The organism is Halomonas getboli (assembly GCF_023094245.1).
GTDB lineage: Bacteria > Pseudomonadota > Gammaproteobacteria > Pseudomonadales > Halomonadaceae > Halomonas > Halomonas getboli.
The window spans coordinates 13,487-31,619 of the sequence record NZ_JALMEW010000009.1; the positions used below are offsets into that span (position 1 = coordinate 13,487).

Consider the following 18,133-nt stretch of genomic DNA (forward strand, 5'->3'; position numbering starts at 1 on the left):
AAATCGGCAGCATGAGATCCCCCGAAGCAAAAGACCCCCCCCGAAGGCTGAACACCTTCGGGGGGTTCTTGTAGCTCGGCGCTTATAGCTCGGCGCTTATTCGCCCGGCTGCCAGCCGTTGACGATCGGATAGCGGCGATCGCGGCCGAAGCCGCGGCGGGTGACACGCACGCCCACCGGTGCCTGGCGGCGCTTGTACTCGCAGCGGTCGACCAGCTTCACCACCTTGTAGACGTCTTCGTGGTCGAAGCCGGCGTCGATGATCGCCTCGGCGCTCATGTCGCCCTCGATGTAGCGCACCAGGATGGCGTCCAGGACGTCGTAGTCCGGCAGCGAATCGCTGTCCTGCTGGTCCGGCGCCAGCTCGGCGGAGGGCGGACGCTCGATGACCCGCTCGGGGATCGCCGGCGACTGGGTGTTGCGCCACCGCGCCAGGCGGTAGACCCAGGTCTTGTAGACGTCCTTGATGGCGTTGTAGCCGCCCACCATGTCGCCGTAAAGCGTGGCGTAGCCGACCGCCATCTCGCTCTTGTTGCCGGTGGTCAGCACCATCAGGCCTTTCTTGTTGGAGATCGCCATCAGCAGCACGCCGCGGCAGCGCGACTGCAGGTTCTCCTCGGTGGTATCGCGCTCGGTGCCGGCGAAGCTCTCGGCGAGCGTGCCCATGAAGGCCTCGACCATCGGCTCGATGGGCATCACCTCATAGTCGACGCCCAGCAGCTCGGCCTGCTCGGCGGCGTCCTGCTTGGAAATGTCGGCGGTATAGTGATACGGCATCATCACCGCCTGCACCCGCTGCGGGCCCAGCGCGTCGACCGCGATGGCCAGCGACAGCGCCGAGTCGATGCCGCCGGACAGCCCCAGCACCACGCCCTTGAAGCCGCTCTTGTTGACGTAGTCCCGCAGCCCGGTGACCAGCGCGCAGTAGAGGTCCTCCTCGGGCTCGACCGACTCGTCGATCTCGCCGGCCTGGGGCACCCAGCGGCCCTGCTCGCGCACGAACTGCACCGGCATCAGCCCGACCGCCCAGTGCGGCGCCTGAACGCGCAGCTGGCCGTCGGCATCGACGCAGGCCGAGCCGCCGTCGAACACCAGCTCGTCCTGTCCGCCGATCTGATTGACGTAGACGAGCGGCAGCGACGCCTCGCGGGCACGCTGCTCGAGCAACGCCAGGCGCTCGGCCGGCTTGTCCTGGTGGAAGGGCGAGGCGTTGAGGGTGACCAGGATCTCGGCACCGGCGTCCCGCGCCTGCTGCACCGGCGCCTCGGCCCAGACGTCCTCGCAGATCAGGACGCCGAGCCTGGCGCCCTTGTGCTCGATCACCAGCGGCCGGGTGCCGGCCGCGAAGTAGCGCTGCTCGTCGAACACCTGATAGTTGGGCAGCGCCTGCTTGGCGTACTCGTCGAGCCACTCGCCGTTATAGAGCACGCCGGCCAGGTTCCAGGTCTGCCCTTCGCGGCGGCCCGGATAGCCGACGATCACCATCACGTCGCGGGCCATCTTCTCGGCCATCCGCGTGCGCGCCTCGCGCAGCCGCGTCTCCATGGAGGGGCGCAGCAGCAGATCCTCCGGCGGATAGCCGGTCAGGAACAGCTCGGGCAGCACCACGATGTCGGCACCATGCTCGATGCGCGCCTCGCGAACCGTCTCGATGGCCCGGTCGGTGTTGCCGGGAATGTCCCCCACCAGGGGGTCCAGCTGAGCCATCACCAGCGTCAGGTCTTGCATGGGCGTAGAAATCTCTCGAGAATCCTTGGATACCCGCATTGTCCCGCAAGGGCGGTCGAGTGGCAAAGGCGGCCGACACGCTTCAGGGAGCCCTTAAGGATGAATCTCTTGCTGATCCGGCTGATCATCTTCGCCGTGCTGTTCTTCGCCGGCCTCAAGCTCTATCGCATGTACCGCGAATGGAAACTCGACCGGGAAGACGCCGGCCAGACGAGCCACCAGGGCGGGCAGATGGTCCGCTGCGCCTGGTGCCAGGTGCATCTCCCCGAGAACGACGCCCTGCGCGAGAAGGGCGAATGGTTCTGCTCCGCCGACCATCGCGACAAGTACCTCGAGGAGCGCCGGCGCGAGGACTGACGACGCCGCCCTGCCCTCTTCTGGTCACCCCTCTTCGCTAACGCCTCGACGTCACCCGACCCGCGAGGCAATACGGCGCCGGATCGAGGATCGGCTCGCGGCCCAGCAGCTCGTCGACCAGCAGGTGCGTCGACGCCGGTGCCAGGACCAGCCCGTTGCGATAGTGGCCAGCGTTGACGTGGAGCCCCTCCACGCCCGGTACCGCGCCGATGAACGGCACGCCGTCCGGCGAGCCCGGGCGCAGCCCCGCCCAGTGATGCTCCACCTCGCATTCGGCCAGCGCCGGCACGATGCGCGTCGCCGATGCCCACAGCGACTCCCGCGCCGCGTCGTCCGTGGTCTTGTCGAAGCCGCGTTCCTCGAGCGTAGAGCCGGCCAGCACCCGGCCGTCGCCGCGCGGGATGACATAGCGGCCGTCCATCAGCACTACGCGATTCACCAGCCCCGGCGGCGCCTTGAACAGTATCATCTGCCCCTTCACCGGGCGCACCGGCAGCGTCACGCCGACCCGCTCGAGCAGCTCCGCCGCCCAGGCGCCGCCGCAGACGATCGTGCGATCGCCCTCGACGAGGCCATCGGCAGTCTCGACGCCCGTGACCCGCCCAGCCGATAGACGAAAGCCCGTGACCTCGCTGCCTTCGCGCAGCGTGACGCGAGGCATGGCCTCGAGCCGGCAGCGCAGCGCCTGACACAGACGCGGATTGCGGATGCTGCCCAGGGTCGGCATCCACAGAGCGTCGTCGAAGCCCGGCGCGGCCTGCGGCTCCTTGGCATAGAGGAAGTCGGCGGAAACCCGCTCCAGCGGCTTGCCCACCTCGCGCGCCCAGCGCTCGGCCTTGGCCTCGTCATCGACCCGCAGGTAGAGCAGGCCCTTCTGGCGATACTCCGGATCGACGCCGGTCTCCTCGTAGAGCCGCAGAGCCAGCTCCGGATAGAACCCTTCCGACCAGGTGGCGAGGCGTGAGACAGGCGCCGAATGGCGCCAGGGATACAGCGGCGAGACGATGCCGCCACCGGCCCAGGAGGCTTCGCGGCCACAGCGGCCGCGCTCGAGAAGGGTCACCGAATGGCCGGCATCGGCCAGTTGCAGGGTCGCCATCATGCCGATGACGCCACCGCCCACGACGAGGAAATCGCTCACGAGGCGTGTCCGAGTTGACTGACGGAGGGAGTTCGGCGCCGGACCAATAGTAAAGGGAGTCTCCAAGAACAATGGGAATTTCCCCGGGAGAACGACATGCAACCCGGCGCCACCGAAGGGCAATACCTTACCGAGAAGTCTTGTGGATTGGCAAAAGCCCACCACGCAGGCTTCACCCTGATCGAGCTGCTGGTCGCGCTGGCGGTGCTGGTGATCATGGCCACCGTGGCCGTGCCGGGCTTTCAGCGGATGATGGCGCGAAATGAAGTGGCCGCCGAGGTGATGCGGATTCGGACCGCACTGGCGGTGGCGAGGAACACGGCCGTCACGAGACGAACGACGATTTCCGTCTGTCCGCGGCCAACACCCAGCAGCACCAGTTGTGACCTCACGGACTGGTCACATCCGATCGTGGTAGTACTGGGACAAGCTCCGAGCGGAGACCTGACAGATACTAGGTTGTTGAAAGTTCTGGCTGGCAGTGCGGGGCCGGACGTGAGCTTCAACCGCGCCTATCCGGTTCGCTTTCAGGCCAATGGGTGGTCCAGAGGGCATAATGGCACTTTCACAATTTGCGCCAGAAACGGTAACTCTGCATCTGTAGTGATAAGCAATATGGGAAAAACTCGAACCACCCACCACGCTGATGAGTGCTAAACCCTCATCAAGAACCAGCCGCACTTGTTACCTAGCTGCAAACATCACTCCAACCTCGAAGAGCTAAACAACCAAACTAGAAAACACTTCGAAACCATCTTCACCGCAAGTTCGCCTATTGGAGGCCATGCCGAGACTTTTGAATATCTTCAACATAGCTTTTTTCATAACAAGCTTCTTTGCATTTTGGCGTGAGAATATTATAGGCATGCACGGTCCGTCGCTCCAGCCTTGCTGCGGATGTAGGAAAATTGGCGAACGCTTGGCGGCGCTTCCTCGATCTAAATTTTTCTCCAGTTGAACATTCCCACCATACCCAACTGGGATATGGAGTGGCTTCAAACTGAACTGCAATCAACCTAAAAACACAATGCCATGCCACATCAATCATTAGGAAGCATTCCGGGATTTTCCTCCAAATAATCTGAAAGCACCTGAGGCCTATCGAAAGACTGCCTGTAATTCACTGCATAGTATCCTAATGGATCGCCATCTTTCCCGTAAGCAAAAAGCTCAGTTGGGGATTTCTCTTCCCCTGAAGCGGTGGTAATAGTGTCTACAGCATCATCCAACATCGAAACAGCACGCTCAAGACTTTCTAGATCATAATTATAAAGAGCATTACCTCCACCACTAAACTGCATGATTTTTTTGTCAAACTTACAACCATTAACCACATCTCTCCAACATGAAAGCGAATTCCCCATCACATTGTCACCCAAATCGGGGTAAATGCTTTGCGGTGCATAAGTATAGTTGTCTAGGCCAGCGACATAACTTGAAGAGTCAGGATCATCTGAAGAGCCAAAGTCACCTTCATTGTAACCACCGCCGGAAATAGGCGCGGAGACGACAGAACCATTAAACTCACCATTATCTCCACCACCACCTACAACGTTATAATCCCCCAATACGATTATTAGCCCATCGAACCCGGGAACACCATTAAAGTAAGCATTCCCATCAACGATCAGCACACCACTTCCTGAAAACCCACCCGAATTGGAAAAATCTGGTCGTGTCTGAACGCCACCTTGTTTTACACATAGATCGTCCACGACGATACACCCAACTAGATTGGAGTCCCTGTTGGAAGGATAAGCTTCACCTCCAATCTCTCGTGCTGCATCAAGATCATCGACTGCAGCCTGCTGCTGAGCTTGGCGTTCGGAAACACTCACCACACCATCATCGTTCGTGTCAGTTATTTCGGGAACGACGATCTCATTACCATCCTCATCAACCCAGTAAGTATAGGGATCATCCGTATTCGGATCACCATCAAGATCACCAATCTCAGTCGCAGTAACGAATGTAATGCCATCCGCCGCCTGGAGACCATTAGCATCCCCAAGGCTATGCACCACGTTTACATTACCACTTCGCCTTAGCTTATCAAGAAATCTCGCCATCAAGTCTGGGTTTTTGAATATATCAATATCTATACCACCTTGGATCCCACCAATGTAATTACAAAGTTTAGACCCGCTATCTTCGTCGCAGACACGAAGAGGTGGATCATCTTGGACTTTGTCAGAAATATCTTCGATCGTTTCATTATTTTTGGCGACGGACTCAACAACGTCATTCATCGCCCCCTCGCAACCGACTTGAAGGGCAGCTTGAAGATTTCCAAATACTTCTTCTTCCCCTTCGACTTCATAAGCTCCTGATTTAGCAGTTACGATAGACGTATCAGCTGGACATTCCTCTCCGTCGGAAGTCGCCAGGAGTGCTGCTCCAGGCCCAACTGCCAATCGACTTTGAAACTGTATATATCGATATATAGAAGGTTCTTGAGCCACCTCGCCAATCGCTATCACGTCATACTTCCCATCCGCTATTTCTTTATAGTAATAGTACGCACCCAGATTTGAATACTCATCTAAATCTTGAGTGAGCTCTGGTGTGACCGTTACAAACCCCTCGTCATCATCCTCTGCCTTTATCACACCTAGGAACTGGTTGTTCCAGGCCTCCGCCGCAGCAAACTCAGCCGCCATATATGCAGTACTAGAGGCACGATAGTTACCTGCCATTGCCTCCTCCAAGCGGGAAGACTGATAGTTAGAAAGCCCCAGCATCAATGCAATTACCAATAACATAAAGGTGACAAGCAAAGCTGCACCACGTTGTTTTATCTGACCATTCATAGCCGAACACTCCTCTCAAACAACTAGCACACTTTGCTAGCCATCCAAGTTGGCATTTATATTAGCTAGCGCCTTAATCCTATTGGTCACCACGAATTCAAAAACCTGCTGCGTGTCATCACTGGAAAGGGGAGGCAAGGTCAATTCAACCCCAACAGTTGCTAGGGCCTCACTAGCAGATCCGAGAGTCGGCCGAGAAAAAATGATGTTATCGATTCCAGTAGCAACAGTGTAGGGACCGCTCAACACATCAGGATCACCAGTAGCATACTCTAAGTCAGGATCCGGGGCTGTGCCATCTTCCTCAAGCCATCCACAGAGATAGGAGACCTTAAGCTCGCCTGTACTAGCATCGAATTCGTAGCGCACCTTGTAGACATCATCAACGCTGTCAACAAAAGGAGCAACCTCATTTGAACCTGAGGAATTCCCACAGTAAGGCACGCCTTCACGCCCCCTTTTTGTAAAATTATCAAAGTACTCAAGTTCCAAAGCAGTGTCGCTGACGACATCTACTGCACGATTCGTAGTCGCGATTGCATTTTGTGACGTAGGATTGAATGCTGAGCGGACATCATCCGACATGACGTCAACCACATACCTCAAGGTTTCCTGACGTTGAGCTAGCTTGTCCATTCGATTGAAAGATTGGAGACCTGTGATAAATAACGTGCCTGCACCCAGCACAATAATCAGCCCAATCACCAGAGCAACTAGCAGCTCAACAAGCGAAAAACCACCATTGAAGAATCTACCGCCACTATATGGACTTTTGCTCATGGCGAAGTCTCCCCAGGTACCGCAGGAATTTTTACAACATATTTCAACGTAGAAACACTAGCAGATGCTCCATTGCCTGCAGCCAACCGGTTTTCCTGCCAATTTATATCAATATCAAATCTACACTCATCACCTGCTGCACTTGTGGAATTCGGCAAACCAATGTCATTAATCCCAGGCAAATAATCACTCCAGACGTCATACCAGTCTGGCCAATTCCCACTGACATCCCAGTCATCCATCGTTAATATAGCATCACATTTCCCTTCTCTTATTGAGGCAGAAGCCCACAATCGCTCTACAGCATCCTGTGCTGCGAGTGTTGCTACTGAACGTTGGTAAGCAACATGGGCACTCTGAACGGCATTTAACTGCATAGCCACTACGCCCAGCAAACCTATGGAAAGCACCAGAAGTGCGACCAAGGCCTCGACCAAAGTAAAACCAAGACAATTTATGTTTTCCCTTTTCACACTAAACCCTCTAGACTACTTCAAGGTCGAGAGATATTTCCAGACACATTGACGGAGAGGGATTTATCCCCGTGATGCGACACCGTCAACTCGCAAGAAGCACCGCAAGCGCTTGTGGGACTTCGTCTCCCCAGCGGATTAAATGTCACAGAAAAGTTTTCCGGGGCAACACTCACCCTATCATCGCTACTCTCGACAACACGAAGCGAGGCACTTTCTGAATCTTCTACAACCACCTTCCAAGAATTTTTAACCACTTTTGCAGTGACGTTTTCGCGGCGTTTAATAGCCTCACTTCTTGCATAGTTAACCGCTGACAATATCTGATTAAAATCACCACTTAGACGACTACGGGCTGCCAGATCCTGATAACTTGGAACCGCTATAGTTGCGAAGACTGCTATCAACGCAATGGTTACTAGCAGCTCAACCAAGGTAAAACCGGATGAGCGATATTTCTGATCACCAACACTCATCAATAGACGTCCCATCACTCTTTTCGTTTCCACGCTCACCCTGCTGATTCAATGTAAAAACCCCACAATCATCATCTGACTGCTTGCTTTGAGGAGATGCTTTCAACGTAAAACTCGCAGCTGATGCAGTAATGGTTACCGAATAAAACCCCTCTTCAGAGTCAAAAGAACCACTAGGACAGTTGTCAGCCGTATAATCACTCCCAACTGTATAGCATCTCTCTAGCTGGCCTGCCGTGTTAGTTAGTGCAGACATACCATCAGTACGCCGGGCTTTTTCGACATACCGCGTATAGCTGGGATAGGCGATCGCCGCCAGGATCGCGATGATCGCCACCGTGATCATCAGCTCGATCAGCGTAAAGCCTTGCTCTCTTCTCCCGCGCGGCGTGCGCCGGGGCTGGTGCTGGTGGCTGGTCTCGATCACGCGGCCTGCCCTGCCCTTCTGGTTACATTTGGTTTCAGTATGTATCAAGATAGCTACCTCCGATAGTGCCGTGCCAAGCCCCATCACCCTGCCGTGTGAGTCATGACTCACCCCATGATCACCGGCATGCCAACGCTTCCCCCGCCGAAACGGATGGTTACGCCCATACCCGCGGCTGACGAACGCGGAGGCTGAGGGCTCATGCTTCCTTGGCATCAGTGTTACGGAATAAGCCGGCGCACGCTAATGGCAAAACGGTCTGACGAACCAACCCAACACACACGAAAACGCCGCCATCGCAAAGGCGATGGCGGCGTCATCAGGGCAGTACGGGTGGCGATCGTCAGTCGCTGGCGATAACCCGCTCGCGCAGTTCGCGCGGCATGGAGAAGGTGATGGTCTCCTCGCGGCCGGGCAGCTCCTCGGGCGCGTCGGCGCCGAGTTCCTGCAGCCGCTCGATCACGCCCTGCACCAGCACCTCGGGGGCGCTGGCACCGGCGGTCACACCTACCGCGTTCACGCCCTCAAGCCAGGCCGGGTCGACCTGCTCGGCGTTGTCGATCAGGTAGGCCGTGGTGCCGACCCGCTCGGAGAGCTCGCGCAGGCGATTGGAGTTGGAGCTGTTGGTACTGCCGACGACCAGCAGCAGGTCGCAGCCGGCAGCCAGCTCGCGCACGGCGTCCTGGCGGTTCTGGGTCGCGTAGCAGATGTCGTCCTTGCGCGGCCCCTGGATCTCCGGGAACTTGGCGCGCAGGGCGTCGATCACCCTGGCGGTATCGTCCATGGAGAGCGTGGTCTGGGTGACGAACGCCAGCTGGCTCGGGTCGTTCACCTCGAGATTGGCGACGTCCTGCTCGTCCTCGACCAGGTAGATGTGCCCGCCATGGGAGGTGTCGTAGCGCCCCATGGTGCCTTCCACCTCGGGATGCCCCTCGTGGCCGATCAGGATGCACTCCTGGCCGCGGCGCGCGTAGCGCAGCACTTCCATGTGCACCTTGGTCACCAGCGGGCAGGTGGCGTCGAAGATCTTGAGCCCGCGGCGCTCGGCCTCCTCCTGCACGGCGCGGGAAACGCCGTGGGCGGAGAAGATCACGATGGTGTCATCGGGCACCTCGTCGAGCTCCTCGACGAACACCGCGCCGCGCTCGCGCAGGCTGTCGACCACGAAGCGGTTGTGGACCACCTCGTGGCGCACATAGATGGGCGGATCGAAGACGTCCAGGGCCCCGTTGACGATCTCGATGGCCCGGTCGACGCCGGCGCAGAAGCCGCGCGGGTTGGCCAGCTTGATCTGCACAGAGTTAGCTTGCATGGGTTGCCTTGCCTTGATGCGTTGGCATCGTTTAACGCCTGCTACATGAGAATGACGACGGTCCGACGCTTCGGCACCGCCGGCGGCCAGGATATCGAGCGCAGCAGGAAGTCAGTGTTTTCCTAGTGCGTGGTGGCCGGCTTGATCTCCAATACCTCGACCTCGAAGGTCAGGGTACGCCCCGCCAGGGGATGATTGAAGTCCACTTCCACCCGCTCGTCGTCGACGCTCTTGATCACGCCGGGCAGCTCACCGCCGGCGGGATCGGCGAAGGACATCACCATGCCCTCTTCGGGCTCGTCACTGGTGAAATCCTCGCGCTTGAGCACCTGGATGTTCTGCGGGTTGTGCTGGCCGAAGGCATGCTCCGGGGAGATCTCGAAGCTGCCGGAATCGCCGGCGCTCATCCCCTTGAGCGGCTGTTCGAAGCCCGGCGGCAGGTTGCCGTCGCCCACCTGGAAGGTGGCCGGCGCCTTGTCGCGGGTGGAGTCCACCGGGGTGCCGTCCTCCAGCTTGAGGGTGAAGTGGAGGGTGACTTCCATGCCCTCGTCGATGCGCAGGCCTTGTGAATCGCTCATAGCTTCTCTCGAAACGGTCGTGTAGGTCGCGTCAGGCGCGCCGCGCCCGGCGCCGCTCGCCGATGGTCGACTCCCAGATCAGCCCGATGGCGCCCAGGGTGATGCCGATGTCGGCGACGTTGAAGGCCGGGTAGTACCAGCCGGCGGCATGGAAGGAGAGGAAATCCACCACGTAGCCGTGCACCAGGCGATCGTAGAGATTGCCCAGCGCGCCGCCGATGACCAGCGCCAGCGACGCCGCCAGCAGGCCCTCGCCAGCCTTGAGACGCCGCATCCACAGCGTCAGGCCGACGCTCGCCGCCACCGCGATGGCGGCGAACAGCCAGCGCTGCCAGCCCGGATGATCGGCCAGGAAACTGAAGGCCGCGCCGGTGTTGTGCAGCAGCGTTAGATTGAAGAACGGCAGCACCTCGAGCGGCCGGGCGTAGCCCAGCGTCGCCGAGGCCAGGGCCTTGGTGCCGAGGTCCAGGGCGATCCAGGCCACGGCGAGCCACAGCCAGCGCAGCGGCTTGTGCATGGGCGCCGCCTGGGCGCCCTTGTCGGTCTCGGGCATGCTGCCCACCTCACGCATAGTGACGGGTCTCGCCGGGGCCGTCCGGCAGGTTGCTCACGCAGCGGCCACAGAGGTCCTCATGGCCCTCGTGACTGCCGACATCCTCGCGATGGTGCCAGCAGCGCTCGCACTTGGCATGGCCGCTGGCGGCCACCGCGACCTTGAGGCCCTCGAGCTCGGTGGCCTCGGCGCTCTCGCCTTCGGCCAGCGGCTTCAGCGTCACCTCGCTGGTCAGCATCACGAAGCGCAGCTCGTCGCCCAGCTTGTCGAGGGTGGCACGCAGGGCGTCGTCGACGTAGAGGGTGACCTCGGCGGCCAGGCTGCCCTTGATGGTCTTGGCGTTGCGCGCGTCTTCCAGGCACTTGTTGACGGCCTGCTTGATCTCCAGCACCCGCTCCCAGAACTCGCGGCCCATCTCGGCGTCGTCGCCCAGGGTCTCGAGGCCGGTGTAGTACTCCTCGAGCAGCACGCTGCGACCGCGCTTGCCCGGGATGTGCTCGTAGATCTCCTCGGCGGTGAACGAGAGGATCGGCGCCACCCAGCGCACCAGTGCCTGGACGACGTGGTAGAGCGCGGTCTGGGCGCTGCGGCGGGCCACCGAGTCGGCCTGGGTGGTGTACTGGCGGTCCTTGATCACGTCCAGGTAGAAGCCGCCGAGCTCGCGGGCGCAGAAGCCGTGAACCTGCTGGTAGACGTCGAGGAAGCGGTATTCCTCGTAGGCGGTCTCGATGCGCGCCTGCAGCTGGGCGGCGCGGTCGACTACCCACTGGTCCAGGGCCAGCATGTCGCCGAAGGCCAGCGCATCCTTGGCCGGATCGAAGCCATTGAGGTTGGCCAGCAGGAAGCGCGAGGTGTTGCGGATGCGCCGGTAGACGTCGGCGGTGCGCTTGAGGATCTCGTCGGAGACCGCCATCTCGCCGCCGTAGTCGGTGGAGGCGACCCACAGGCGCAGGATGTCGGCGCCCAGCTTGTCCATCACCTCCTGCGGCGCGACCACGTTGCCCATCGACTTGGACATCTTGCGGCCGTGGGCATCAACGGTGAAGCCGTGGGTCAGCAGGCCACGGTACGGCGGGTGGCCGTCGATGGCGCAGCCGGTCAGCAGCGAGGAGTGGAACCAGCCGCGGTGCTGGTCGGAGCCCTCCAGGTACAGATCGGCACGCGGGCCCTGTGCGTGGCCGTGCGGGTGCGAGCCGCGCAGCACGTGGCGATGCGTGGTGCCGGAGTCGAACCACACGTCCAGGGTGTCGGTGACCTTGTCGTAGTCGCCGGCCTCGTCGCCCAGCAGCTCGGCGGGCTCCAGGCGGAACCAGGCGTCGATGCCCTCGGCCTCGACGCGCTGGGCGACCCGCTCCATCAGCTCGACGGTGCGCGGGTGCAGCTCGCCGCTCTGCTTGTGCAGGAAGAACGGGATCGGCACGCCCCAGTTGCGCTGGCGCGAGATGCACCAGTCGGGACGGTTGGCGATCATCGAGTGCAGACGCGCCTTGCCCCAGGCCGGGGTGAAGGTGGTGGCCTCGATGCCCTCCAGCGCCTTCTCGCGCAGGGTGCTGCCGTCGCGGCCGATCAGGTCCATGCCGACGAACCACTGGGCGGTGGCGCGGTAGATCACCGGCGTCTTGTGGCGCCAGCAGTGCATGTAGCTGTGGGTGATGGTCTTGTGGGCCATCAGCGCGCCGAGCTCGCGCAGCTTGTCGACGATGTGCGGGTTGGCCTTCCAGATCAGCTGGCCGCCGAAGAACGGCAGGTCGTCGACGTAGACGCCGTCGCCCTTGACCACGCTGATGAAGTCGCTGAAGTCCATGCCGTAGCGGCGGCAGGAGTCGAAGTCGTCGACGCCGTGGACCGGGGCGGAGTGCACGATGCCGGTGCTGCCCTCGTCGCTGGTGACGTAGTCGGCCAGGTAGATCGGCGCGCGGCGCTCATAGATCGGGTGGGCGAACGCGATCAGCTCCAGGCGCTCGCCGGTGGCGGTGGCGATGATCTCGCCGTCCAGGCCGAAGCGCTCGAGGCAGGACTCGACCAGCTCCTCGGCCAGCAGCAGCAGGCGCTCGCCGGTGTCGACCAGCGCATAGGTGAACTCCGGGTGGACATTCAGCGCCTGGTTGGCGGGGATGGTCCAGGGCGTGGTGGTCCAGATCACCACGGCGGCCGGCTTGGGCAGGGCCTCGAGGCCGAAGGCCGCGGCCAGCTTGTCGTCCTCGGCGCAGGCGAAGGCCACGTCGATGGCGTCGGACTTCTTGTCGGCGTACTCGACCTCGGCCTCGGCCAGCGCCGAGCCGCAGTCGAAGCACCAGTTCACCGGCTTCAGGCCCTTGAACACGAAGCCGCCCTCGACCATGTCGGCCAGGGCGCGGATCTCGCCGGCCTCGTTGGCGTAGTCCATGGAGCGATAGGGGTTGTCCCAGTCGCCGATCACGCCCAGGCGCACGAAGTCGGACAGCTGGCCCTGGATCTGCTCGGCGGCGTACTCGCGGCACAGCCCGCGGGCCTTTTCCGGCTCCAGATGCTTGCCGTGGGTGGTCTCCACCTTGTGCTCGATCGGCAGGCCGTGGCAGTCCCAGCCCGGCACATAGGGCGCGTCGAAGCCGGCCAGGTTCTTCGACTTGACGATGATGTCCTTGAGGATCTTGTTGACGGCGTGACCGATGTGGATGCTGCCGTTGGCGTAGGGAGGGCCATCGTGGAGCACGAACTGCTCGCGGCCCTGACGCGCCTGGCGCAGGCGGTGATAGAGGTCCATCTCCTGCCACTGGGCCACCCGACCGGGCTCCTTCTTCGGCAGCATGCCGCGCATCGGGAAATCGGTTTCTGGCAGATTCAGAGTGTGCTTGTAGTCGCTCATATCCTGGGGGTCAGCCGTCGTCGTGGTCGGCGGGCAGGCCCGCCGAGGAATCGGAAGTCACGGCCTCGCGCGCCAACGGCGCCGATGCCAGAGGAAGAGAATCGTCCGCCGTGGCGAAGTAGCGCCGGGCGCGCGCCTGATCGATGCCGATCTGCGTCTTGAGGGCCTCGAGGCCGTCGAACTTCACCTCGCCGCGCAGCTTGGCGCAGGGCACCACGCGCAGACACTGGCCATAGAGGTCGCCGTCGAAGTCGAACAGATGCACCTCGAGCACCGGCCGTTGGCTGCCGACGGTGGGCCGCCAGCCGACGTTGGCCACGCCCTCGGCGCGGCGGCCGTCCGGCAGCTCGGCGACCACCGCGTAGACGCCCTGCAGCGCCAGGGCGCGAGCCGACTGCGGCAGGTTGGCGGTGGGCACGCCGATGGTGCGGCCCAGCTGGCGGTCGCGCATCACCCGGCCGGCGAGCTCGTAGGGCCGCCCCAGCAGGCGCGCGGCCTGGGCGAAGTTACCGCAGGCCAGCAGGGTGCGCACCCGGGTGCTCGAGACCCGCTCGCCGTCGAGCAGGAAGCTGCGGGTGTGCTCCACGCCGAAGCCGCGCTCGGCGCCCGCCGTCTCGAGCAGCGCGAAGTCGCCGCGGCGATCGCAGCCGAAGCGGAAGTCGTCGCCCACCACCAGGTGGCGCACGCCGAGGCCCTCGACCAGCACCCGCTCGATGAAGGCCCGCGCGGTCAGCGAGCGCAGGGTGTCGTTGAACGGCAGGCACAGCACTCGATCGGCACCGTGCTCGGCCAGCAGTTCGACCTTGTCGCGCAGCCGGGTCAGGCGCGTCGGCGCCTGGTCGCCGGCGAAGAACTCGCGGGGCTGCGGCTCGAAGACCACCACCGTGACCGGCAGCCCCAGCGCCCGCGCCCGTTCGCGCAGCTGATCGAGGATCGCCTGGTGGCCGCGGTGCACGCCATCGAAGTTGCCGATGGTCGCCACGCAGCCCCGGTGTTCATCGCGCAGATTGTGCAGTCCTCGAATCACTTGCATGGGCGTCATCGCGCTGGAGGTGAAAGGAATCGATTATAACGGACCGAGGGCCCCTTGACAGCCGGCCCGGCTTGGACTTCCCGCGGCATCAGCCGTTGATCCGGAAATGCCGCGGCCTCACGCCGAGCGCCGCCAGCCAGGCGAAGTAGCCGGCCGCTCCGACGAGCACCAGCGCGGCCAGCCAGCCGACCCGATGCCACAGCGACCAGTCGAGCCAGACGTGCCACTCCGGCGTCAGCCAGGCAAGCCCCAGCCCCATCACCGCGCAGCCGCCGAGCAGCTGCACCGCGTAGCGGCCCCAGCCCGGCTGGAAGCGCAGCACGCCCTGGCGGCGCAGCAGATGCGCCAGCAGGCCGGCGTTGAGGAAGGCCGAGAGCGAGGTCGCCAGCGCCAGGCCGGCGTGGGCCAACGGCCAGATCAGGATCAGGTTGAACACCATGTTGGCGACCATCGCCACGATGCCCACCTTGACCGGCGTCTTGGTGTCCTGGCGGGCGAAGAAGCCCGGGGCCAATACCTTGATCAGCATGAAGGCCACCAGGCCCAACGCATAGGCGCGCAGGCTCATCGCCGCCATGGCGATATCGTGATCGGTCATGGCGCCGTAGTGGAACAGCGTGATCAGCAGCGGCTCGGCCAGTACCGCCAGCGCCAGCGCCGCCGGCAGGCCCAGCAGCAGCACGGCGCGAATCGCCCAGTCGAGCATGCGCGCGAAGTGCTCGCCGGACTGCTCGGCGTGGCGCTTGGACAGCGCCGGCAGGATCACCGTGCCGATGGCGATGCCGAACACCCCCAGCGGCAGCTCCACCAGACGATCCGAATAGTAGAGCCAGGACACGCTGCCCGCGGCCAGCAGCGAGGCCAGCACGGTATCCAGCAGCAGGTTGACCTGGGACACCGAGACCCCGAACAGCGCCGGCGCCATCAGCCTGAGGATGCGACGCACGCCCTCGTGGGCGAAGCTCGGCCAGGGTCGCGGCAGCAGCCCAAGCCGCGCCAGGAACGGCACCTGGAACAGCAGCTGGGCGGCACCGGCGATCAGCACGCCCCAGCCCAGCGCCAGCGACGGGTCGCTCATCAGCGGCGTCAGCGCGAGCGCCGCGCCGATCAGCGACAGGTTGAGCAGCACCGGCGTGAAGGCCGGCACCGCGAAACGGTTCCAGGTATTGAGCACGCTGCCTGCGAAGGCGGTGAGCGAGATCAGCAGCAGGTACGGGAAGGTCAGCCGCAGCATGTCGGCGGTCAGCGCCAGCTTCTCCGGATCGCGGGCGAAGCCGGGGGCGAACAGCCACACCAGCCAGGGCGCGGCCAGCATCGCCAGCGCCGTGATCAGCAGCAATACCGCGGCCAGGCTGCCGGCCACCGCATCGAGCAGCTCGCGCACCTCCTCGCGGGTGCGCTGCGTCGCGTACTCCGAGAGCACCGGCACGAAGGCCTGATTGAAAGCGCCCTCGGCGAACAGCCGGCGCAGGAAGTTGGGCACCTTGAAGGCGACGAAGAAGGCGTCAGCGCCCTGCCCCGCGCCCAGCAGCGAGGCGATCACCACGTCGCGAGCCAGGCCCAGCACCCGCGACAGCATGGTCATGGCGCTGACCACCAGCCCCGAGCGCAGCAGGCCGCCGCCCTTGGAGACCGGGGCGGCGTCGGAGGCGGGCGGAGGAGGAGTATCGGTCACGGGGCGCTCCCTTGCCGGTGTGAATCCGGGCGACAATCGTCAGGCACAAAAAAACCGGCCGAAGCCGGTTTTTCGATGGCGTGCCCGCGCGCGGCGGGCACCCAGAGGCGTCCGGCAAGCTTACGCGGCCAGGGCCTTGATACGCTTGTTCAGACGGCTCTTGAGGCGAGCGGCCTTCTTCTTGGACAGCACGTCCTTGTCGGCGATGCGGTCGATGACCGGCTGGGCCGCCTTGAAGGCGTCCATGGCCTGGGCGTGGTCGCCGCCGTTGATGGCCTTGATCACGTTCTTGACGTAGGTGCGAACCATGCTGCGCTGGCTCGCCTTCAGAACACGACGGCCTTCTGCCTGACGGGCGCGCTTACGGGCTTGCTTGCTGTTAGCCACTGACTGTCTCCTTGGAGAAAGTTGTCACCGCCTGCGAGGGCGGCTTTGATAACGTTTTGATCCAACAGGGAAAAACAAAAATCCCCGTCGGCCTGGCCATCTGGCCGACCGCGCGACGTGGCGCAGTCGATTACGGGCCGTGTCTGAGAGGATGGCGCATACTATCACGCAGCGACAGCGCTTGCCAGCCTTGTCAAGGCCGAACGCCCCGCCACGCCTGACCAAGAGGCTGACGATTTACGTCATGAGCGAAGAGAAACTGGCCGTCGCCGGAACACAGTCACCGCAGTTTACGAGACAAGTAAATGAGGATGACGCGTACCGCCGGCGGCCAGGATATCGAGCGCAATAGAAAATCGGCGCCTCTTAGAGCACCACCAGGTTGTCGCGGTGGATAAGCTCCGGCGCCTCCATGTAGCCGAGGATCGCCTCGATGCGATGGCTCGGCTGGCCGATCAGGCGCTGCGCCTCGTCGACGCCGTAGTTGACCAGCCCCTTGGCGACGCGGCGGCCCTCCTCGTCGACGCACAGCACCATCTCGCCGCGCACGAAGTGCCCGGAGATCGCCTTCACGCCGACCGGCAGCAGGCTGGAGCCGCTGTCGCGCAGCACCTTCACCGCCCCGGCGTCCAGGGTCAGAGTGCCGCGCACCTGGAGCTGGCCGGCCAGCCAGCGCTTGCGCGCGGCGATCGGCGCCTGATCAGGCGTCAGCAGGGAGCCGAGCCGCTCGCCCTCGACCAGCCGGGTCAGCACCTCGGGCTGGCGACCGCTGGCGATCACGGTCAGCGCACCGGAGCGTGCCGCCAGCCGGGCGGCACGCACCTTGGTGGTCATGCCGCCACGCCCCAGGGCACCGCCGTCGCCGGCCACCGCCGCCAGCCGCGGGTCGTCGGCGCGACCCTCGGCGATCAGGCTGGCGTTCGGATCGTGGCGCGGGTCGGCGTCGAACAGCCCTTCCTGGTCGGTGAGGATGACCAGCGCATCGGCCTCGAGCAGGTTGGCCACCAGGGCGCCGAGGGTGTCATTGTCGCCGAAGCGGATCTCGTCGGTGACTACGGTGTCGTTCTCGTTGACCACCGGCACCACGCCGAGCTCGACCAGGGTGCGCAGCGCCGAGCGGGCGTTGAGGTAACGCTTGCGGTTGGAGAGGTCGTCGTGGGTCAGCAGCACCTGGGCGGTGGTCAGCTGGTGGCGCCCGAAGTGGCCCTCGTAGCACTCGGTGAGGCCGTTCTGGCCCACGGCGGCGGCCGCCTGCAGGGCATGCACCTCCGACGGGCGCGTCTGCCAACCCAGCCGCACCATGCCGGCGGCCACGGCGCCGGAGGACACCAGCACCACCTCGATGCCGCGCCGATGCAGGGCGGCGATCTGGTCGACCCACTCGCCGATGGCCGCCTCGTCGAGGCCGCGACCGTCATTGGTGAGCAGGGCGCTGCCGATCTTCACCACCACCCGCCGCATGCCCTTCAGGGCCTCGCGACCGGGGACCTCTTCACCTTTCGCCATCTTCGCCGTCCTTGCCACGACTCGCTTGCTCCGGGCTTGCGCCCACCGCCCT

General features: G+C 63.0%; 17 protein-coding genes. 2 read left to right on the plus strand and 15 right to left on the minus strand.

Annotation, left to right across the window (positions count from 1 at the left end; genetic code table 11):
- Positions 1-96: 96 nt before the first annotated feature.
- Positions 97-1,728 (minus strand): NAD+ synthase, encoded by a 1,632-nt coding sequence (locus MYL53_RS15550; protein WP_247854862.1) that lies wholly within the window; start codon positions 1,726-1,728, stop codon positions 97-99.
- Between the two features lie 99 nt (positions 1,729-1,827).
- On the opposite strand from MYL53_RS15550, the gene MYL53_RS15555 reads away from it, so the two are divergent.
- Positions 1,828-2,085 (plus strand): PP0621 family protein, encoded by a 258-nt coding sequence (locus MYL53_RS15555; RefSeq protein ID WP_247854863.1) that lies wholly within the window; start codon positions 1,828-1,830, stop codon positions 2,083-2,085.
- A 37-nt stretch (positions 2,086-2,122) separates the two neighbouring features.
- On the opposite strand, the gene thiO is transcribed toward MYL53_RS15555, so the two are convergent.
- A complete protein-coding gene (thiO, locus tag MYL53_RS15560) occupies positions 2,123-3,226 on the minus strand; it encodes a glycine oxidase ThiO (RefSeq protein ID WP_247854864.1) in 1,104 nt (367 codons plus the stop codon).
- A 96-nt stretch (positions 3,227-3,322) separates the two neighbouring features.
- On the opposite strand from thiO, the gene MYL53_RS15565 reads away from it, so the two are divergent.
- Positions 3,323-3,883: a GspH/FimT family pseudopilin gene (locus MYL53_RS15565; RefSeq protein WP_247854865.1), complete on the plus strand. Its 561-nt coding sequence runs from the start codon at positions 3,323-3,325 to the stop codon at positions 3,881-3,883.
- 383 nt (positions 3,884-4,266) lie between these two features.
- On the opposite strand, the gene MYL53_RS15570 is transcribed toward MYL53_RS15565, so the two are convergent.
- From MYL53_RS15570 to proB, 13 genes are all read right to left on the minus strand, one after another.
- Complete coding sequence (locus MYL53_RS15570; protein WP_247854866.1) at positions 4,267-6,036, minus strand: pilus assembly PilX family protein; 1,770 nt, start codon at positions 6,034-6,036, stop codon at positions 4,267-4,269.
- 36 nt (positions 6,037-6,072) lie between these two features.
- Complete coding sequence (locus MYL53_RS15575; RefSeq protein ID WP_247854867.1) at positions 6,073-6,816, minus strand: PilW family protein; 744 nt, start codon at positions 6,814-6,816, stop codon at positions 6,073-6,075.
- Entirely contained in the window at positions 6,813-7,289 is a 477-nt protein-coding gene (gene pilV, locus MYL53_RS15580; RefSeq protein ID WP_247854868.1) for a type IV pilus modification protein PilV, read from the minus strand. Before pilV ends, MYL53_RS15575 begins: the two co-directional genes overlap by 4 nt.
- 20 nt (positions 7,290-7,309) lie before the next feature.
- Positions 7,310-7,765, minus strand: a complete 456-nt coding sequence (locus MYL53_RS15585; RefSeq protein ID WP_247854869.1) for a GspH/FimT family pseudopilin — start codon at positions 7,763-7,765, stop codon at positions 7,310-7,312.
- Positions 7,752-8,192: a type IV pilin protein gene (locus MYL53_RS17300; RefSeq protein ID WP_345740388.1), complete on the minus strand. Its 441-nt coding sequence runs from the start codon at positions 8,190-8,192 to the stop codon at positions 7,752-7,754. The genes MYL53_RS15585 and MYL53_RS17300 overlap by 14 nt, the downstream gene beginning before the upstream one ends.
- Before the next feature lie 343 nt (positions 8,193-8,535).
- The gene (ispH, locus tag MYL53_RS15600) at positions 8,536-9,504 is read right to left on the minus strand and encodes a 4-hydroxy-3-methylbut-2-enyl diphosphate reductase (RefSeq protein WP_247854870.1); all 969 of its coding nucleotides are present in this window, start codon (positions 9,502-9,504) and stop codon (positions 8,536-8,538) included.
- A 122-nt stretch (positions 9,505-9,626) separates the two neighbouring features.
- Positions 9,627-10,082 carry an FKBP-type peptidyl-prolyl cis-trans isomerase gene (gene fkpB, locus MYL53_RS15605; RefSeq protein ID WP_247854871.1) on the minus strand — a complete coding sequence of 152 codons (456 nt, stop codon included), beginning with the start codon at positions 10,080-10,082 and terminating at the stop codon, positions 9,627-9,629.
- A 31-nt stretch (positions 10,083-10,113) separates the two neighbouring features.
- Positions 10,114-10,635: a signal peptidase II gene (gene lspA, locus MYL53_RS15610; RefSeq protein WP_247854872.1), complete on the minus strand. Its 522-nt coding sequence runs from the start codon at positions 10,633-10,635 to the stop codon at positions 10,114-10,116.
- Between the two features lie 10 nt (positions 10,636-10,645).
- The gene (gene ileS, locus MYL53_RS15615; protein ID WP_247854873.1) at positions 10,646-13,480 is read right to left on the minus strand and encodes an isoleucine--tRNA ligase; all 2,835 of its coding nucleotides are present in this window, start codon (positions 13,478-13,480) and stop codon (positions 10,646-10,648) included.
- Positions 13,481-13,490: 10 nt separating this feature from the next.
- Complete coding sequence (ribF, locus tag MYL53_RS15620; RefSeq protein ID WP_247854874.1) at positions 13,491-14,513, minus strand: bifunctional riboflavin kinase/FAD synthetase; 1,023 nt, start codon at positions 14,511-14,513, stop codon at positions 13,491-13,493.
- An 88-nt stretch (positions 14,514-14,601) separates the two neighbouring features.
- A complete protein-coding gene (murJ, locus tag MYL53_RS15625; protein ID WP_345740389.1) occupies positions 14,602-16,188 on the minus strand; it encodes a murein biosynthesis integral membrane protein MurJ in 1,587 nt (528 codons plus the stop codon).
- A 120-nt stretch (positions 16,189-16,308) separates the two neighbouring features.
- The gene (gene rpsT, locus MYL53_RS15630; protein ID WP_035592830.1) at positions 16,309-16,575 is read right to left on the minus strand and encodes a 30S ribosomal protein S20; all 267 of its coding nucleotides are present in this window, start codon (positions 16,573-16,575) and stop codon (positions 16,309-16,311) included.
- 366 nt (positions 16,576-16,941) lie between these two features.
- Complete coding sequence (proB, locus tag MYL53_RS15635) at positions 16,942-18,081, minus strand: glutamate 5-kinase (protein WP_247854875.1); 1,140 nt, start codon at positions 18,079-18,081, stop codon at positions 16,942-16,944.
- Positions 18,082-18,133 lie beyond the last annotated feature (52 nt).

What these genes read in the sequence shown, in the direction of transcription:
- MYL53_RS15550 (WP_247854862.1), bottom strand. Translation starts at nt 1,728, where the DNA reads ATGCAAGACCTGACGCTGGTGATGGCTCAGCTGGACCCCCTGGTGGGG.
- ispH (WP_247854870.1), bottom strand. Translation starts at nt 9,504, where the DNA reads ATGCAAGCTAACTCTGTGCAGATCAAGCTGGCCAACCCGCGCGGCTTC.
- ileS (WP_247854873.1), bottom strand. Translation starts at nt 13,480, where the DNA reads ATGAGCGACTACAAGCACACTCTGAATCTGCCAGAAACCGATTTCCCG.
- ribF (WP_247854874.1), bottom strand. Translation starts at nt 14,513, where the DNA reads ATGCAAGTGATTCGAGGACTGCACAATCTGCGCGATGAACACCGGGGC.
- proB (WP_247854875.1), bottom strand. Translation starts at nt 18,081, where the DNA reads ATGGCGAAAGGTGAAGAGGTCCCCGGTCGCGAGGCCCTGAAGGGCATG.
- fkpB (WP_247854871.1), bottom strand. Translation starts at nt 10,082, where the DNA reads ATGAGCGATTCACAAGGCCTGCGCATCGACGAGGGCATGGAAGTCACC.
- MYL53_RS15575 (WP_247854867.1), bottom strand. Translation starts at nt 6,816, where the DNA reads ATGAGCAAAAGTCCATATAGTGGCGGTAGATTCTTCAATGGTGGTTTT.
- lspA (WP_247854872.1), bottom strand. Translation starts at nt 10,635, where the DNA reads ATGCCCGAGACCGACAAGGGCGCCCAGGCGGCGCCCATGCACAAGCCG.
- MYL53_RS15555 (WP_247854863.1), top strand. Translation starts at nt 1,828, where the DNA reads ATGAATCTCTTGCTGATCCGGCTGATCATCTTCGCCGTGCTGTTCTTC.
- MYL53_RS15565 (WP_247854865.1), top strand. Translation starts at nt 3,323, where the DNA reads ATGCAACCCGGCGCCACCGAAGGGCAATACCTTACCGAGAAGTCTTGT.
- MYL53_RS15570 (WP_247854866.1), bottom strand. Translation starts at nt 6,036, where the DNA reads ATGAATGGTCAGATAAAACAACGTGGTGCAGCTTTGCTTGTCACCTTT.
- MYL53_RS15585 (WP_247854869.1), bottom strand. Translation starts at nt 7,765, where the DNA reads ATGAGTGTTGGTGATCAGAAATATCGCTCATCCGGTTTTACCTTGGTT.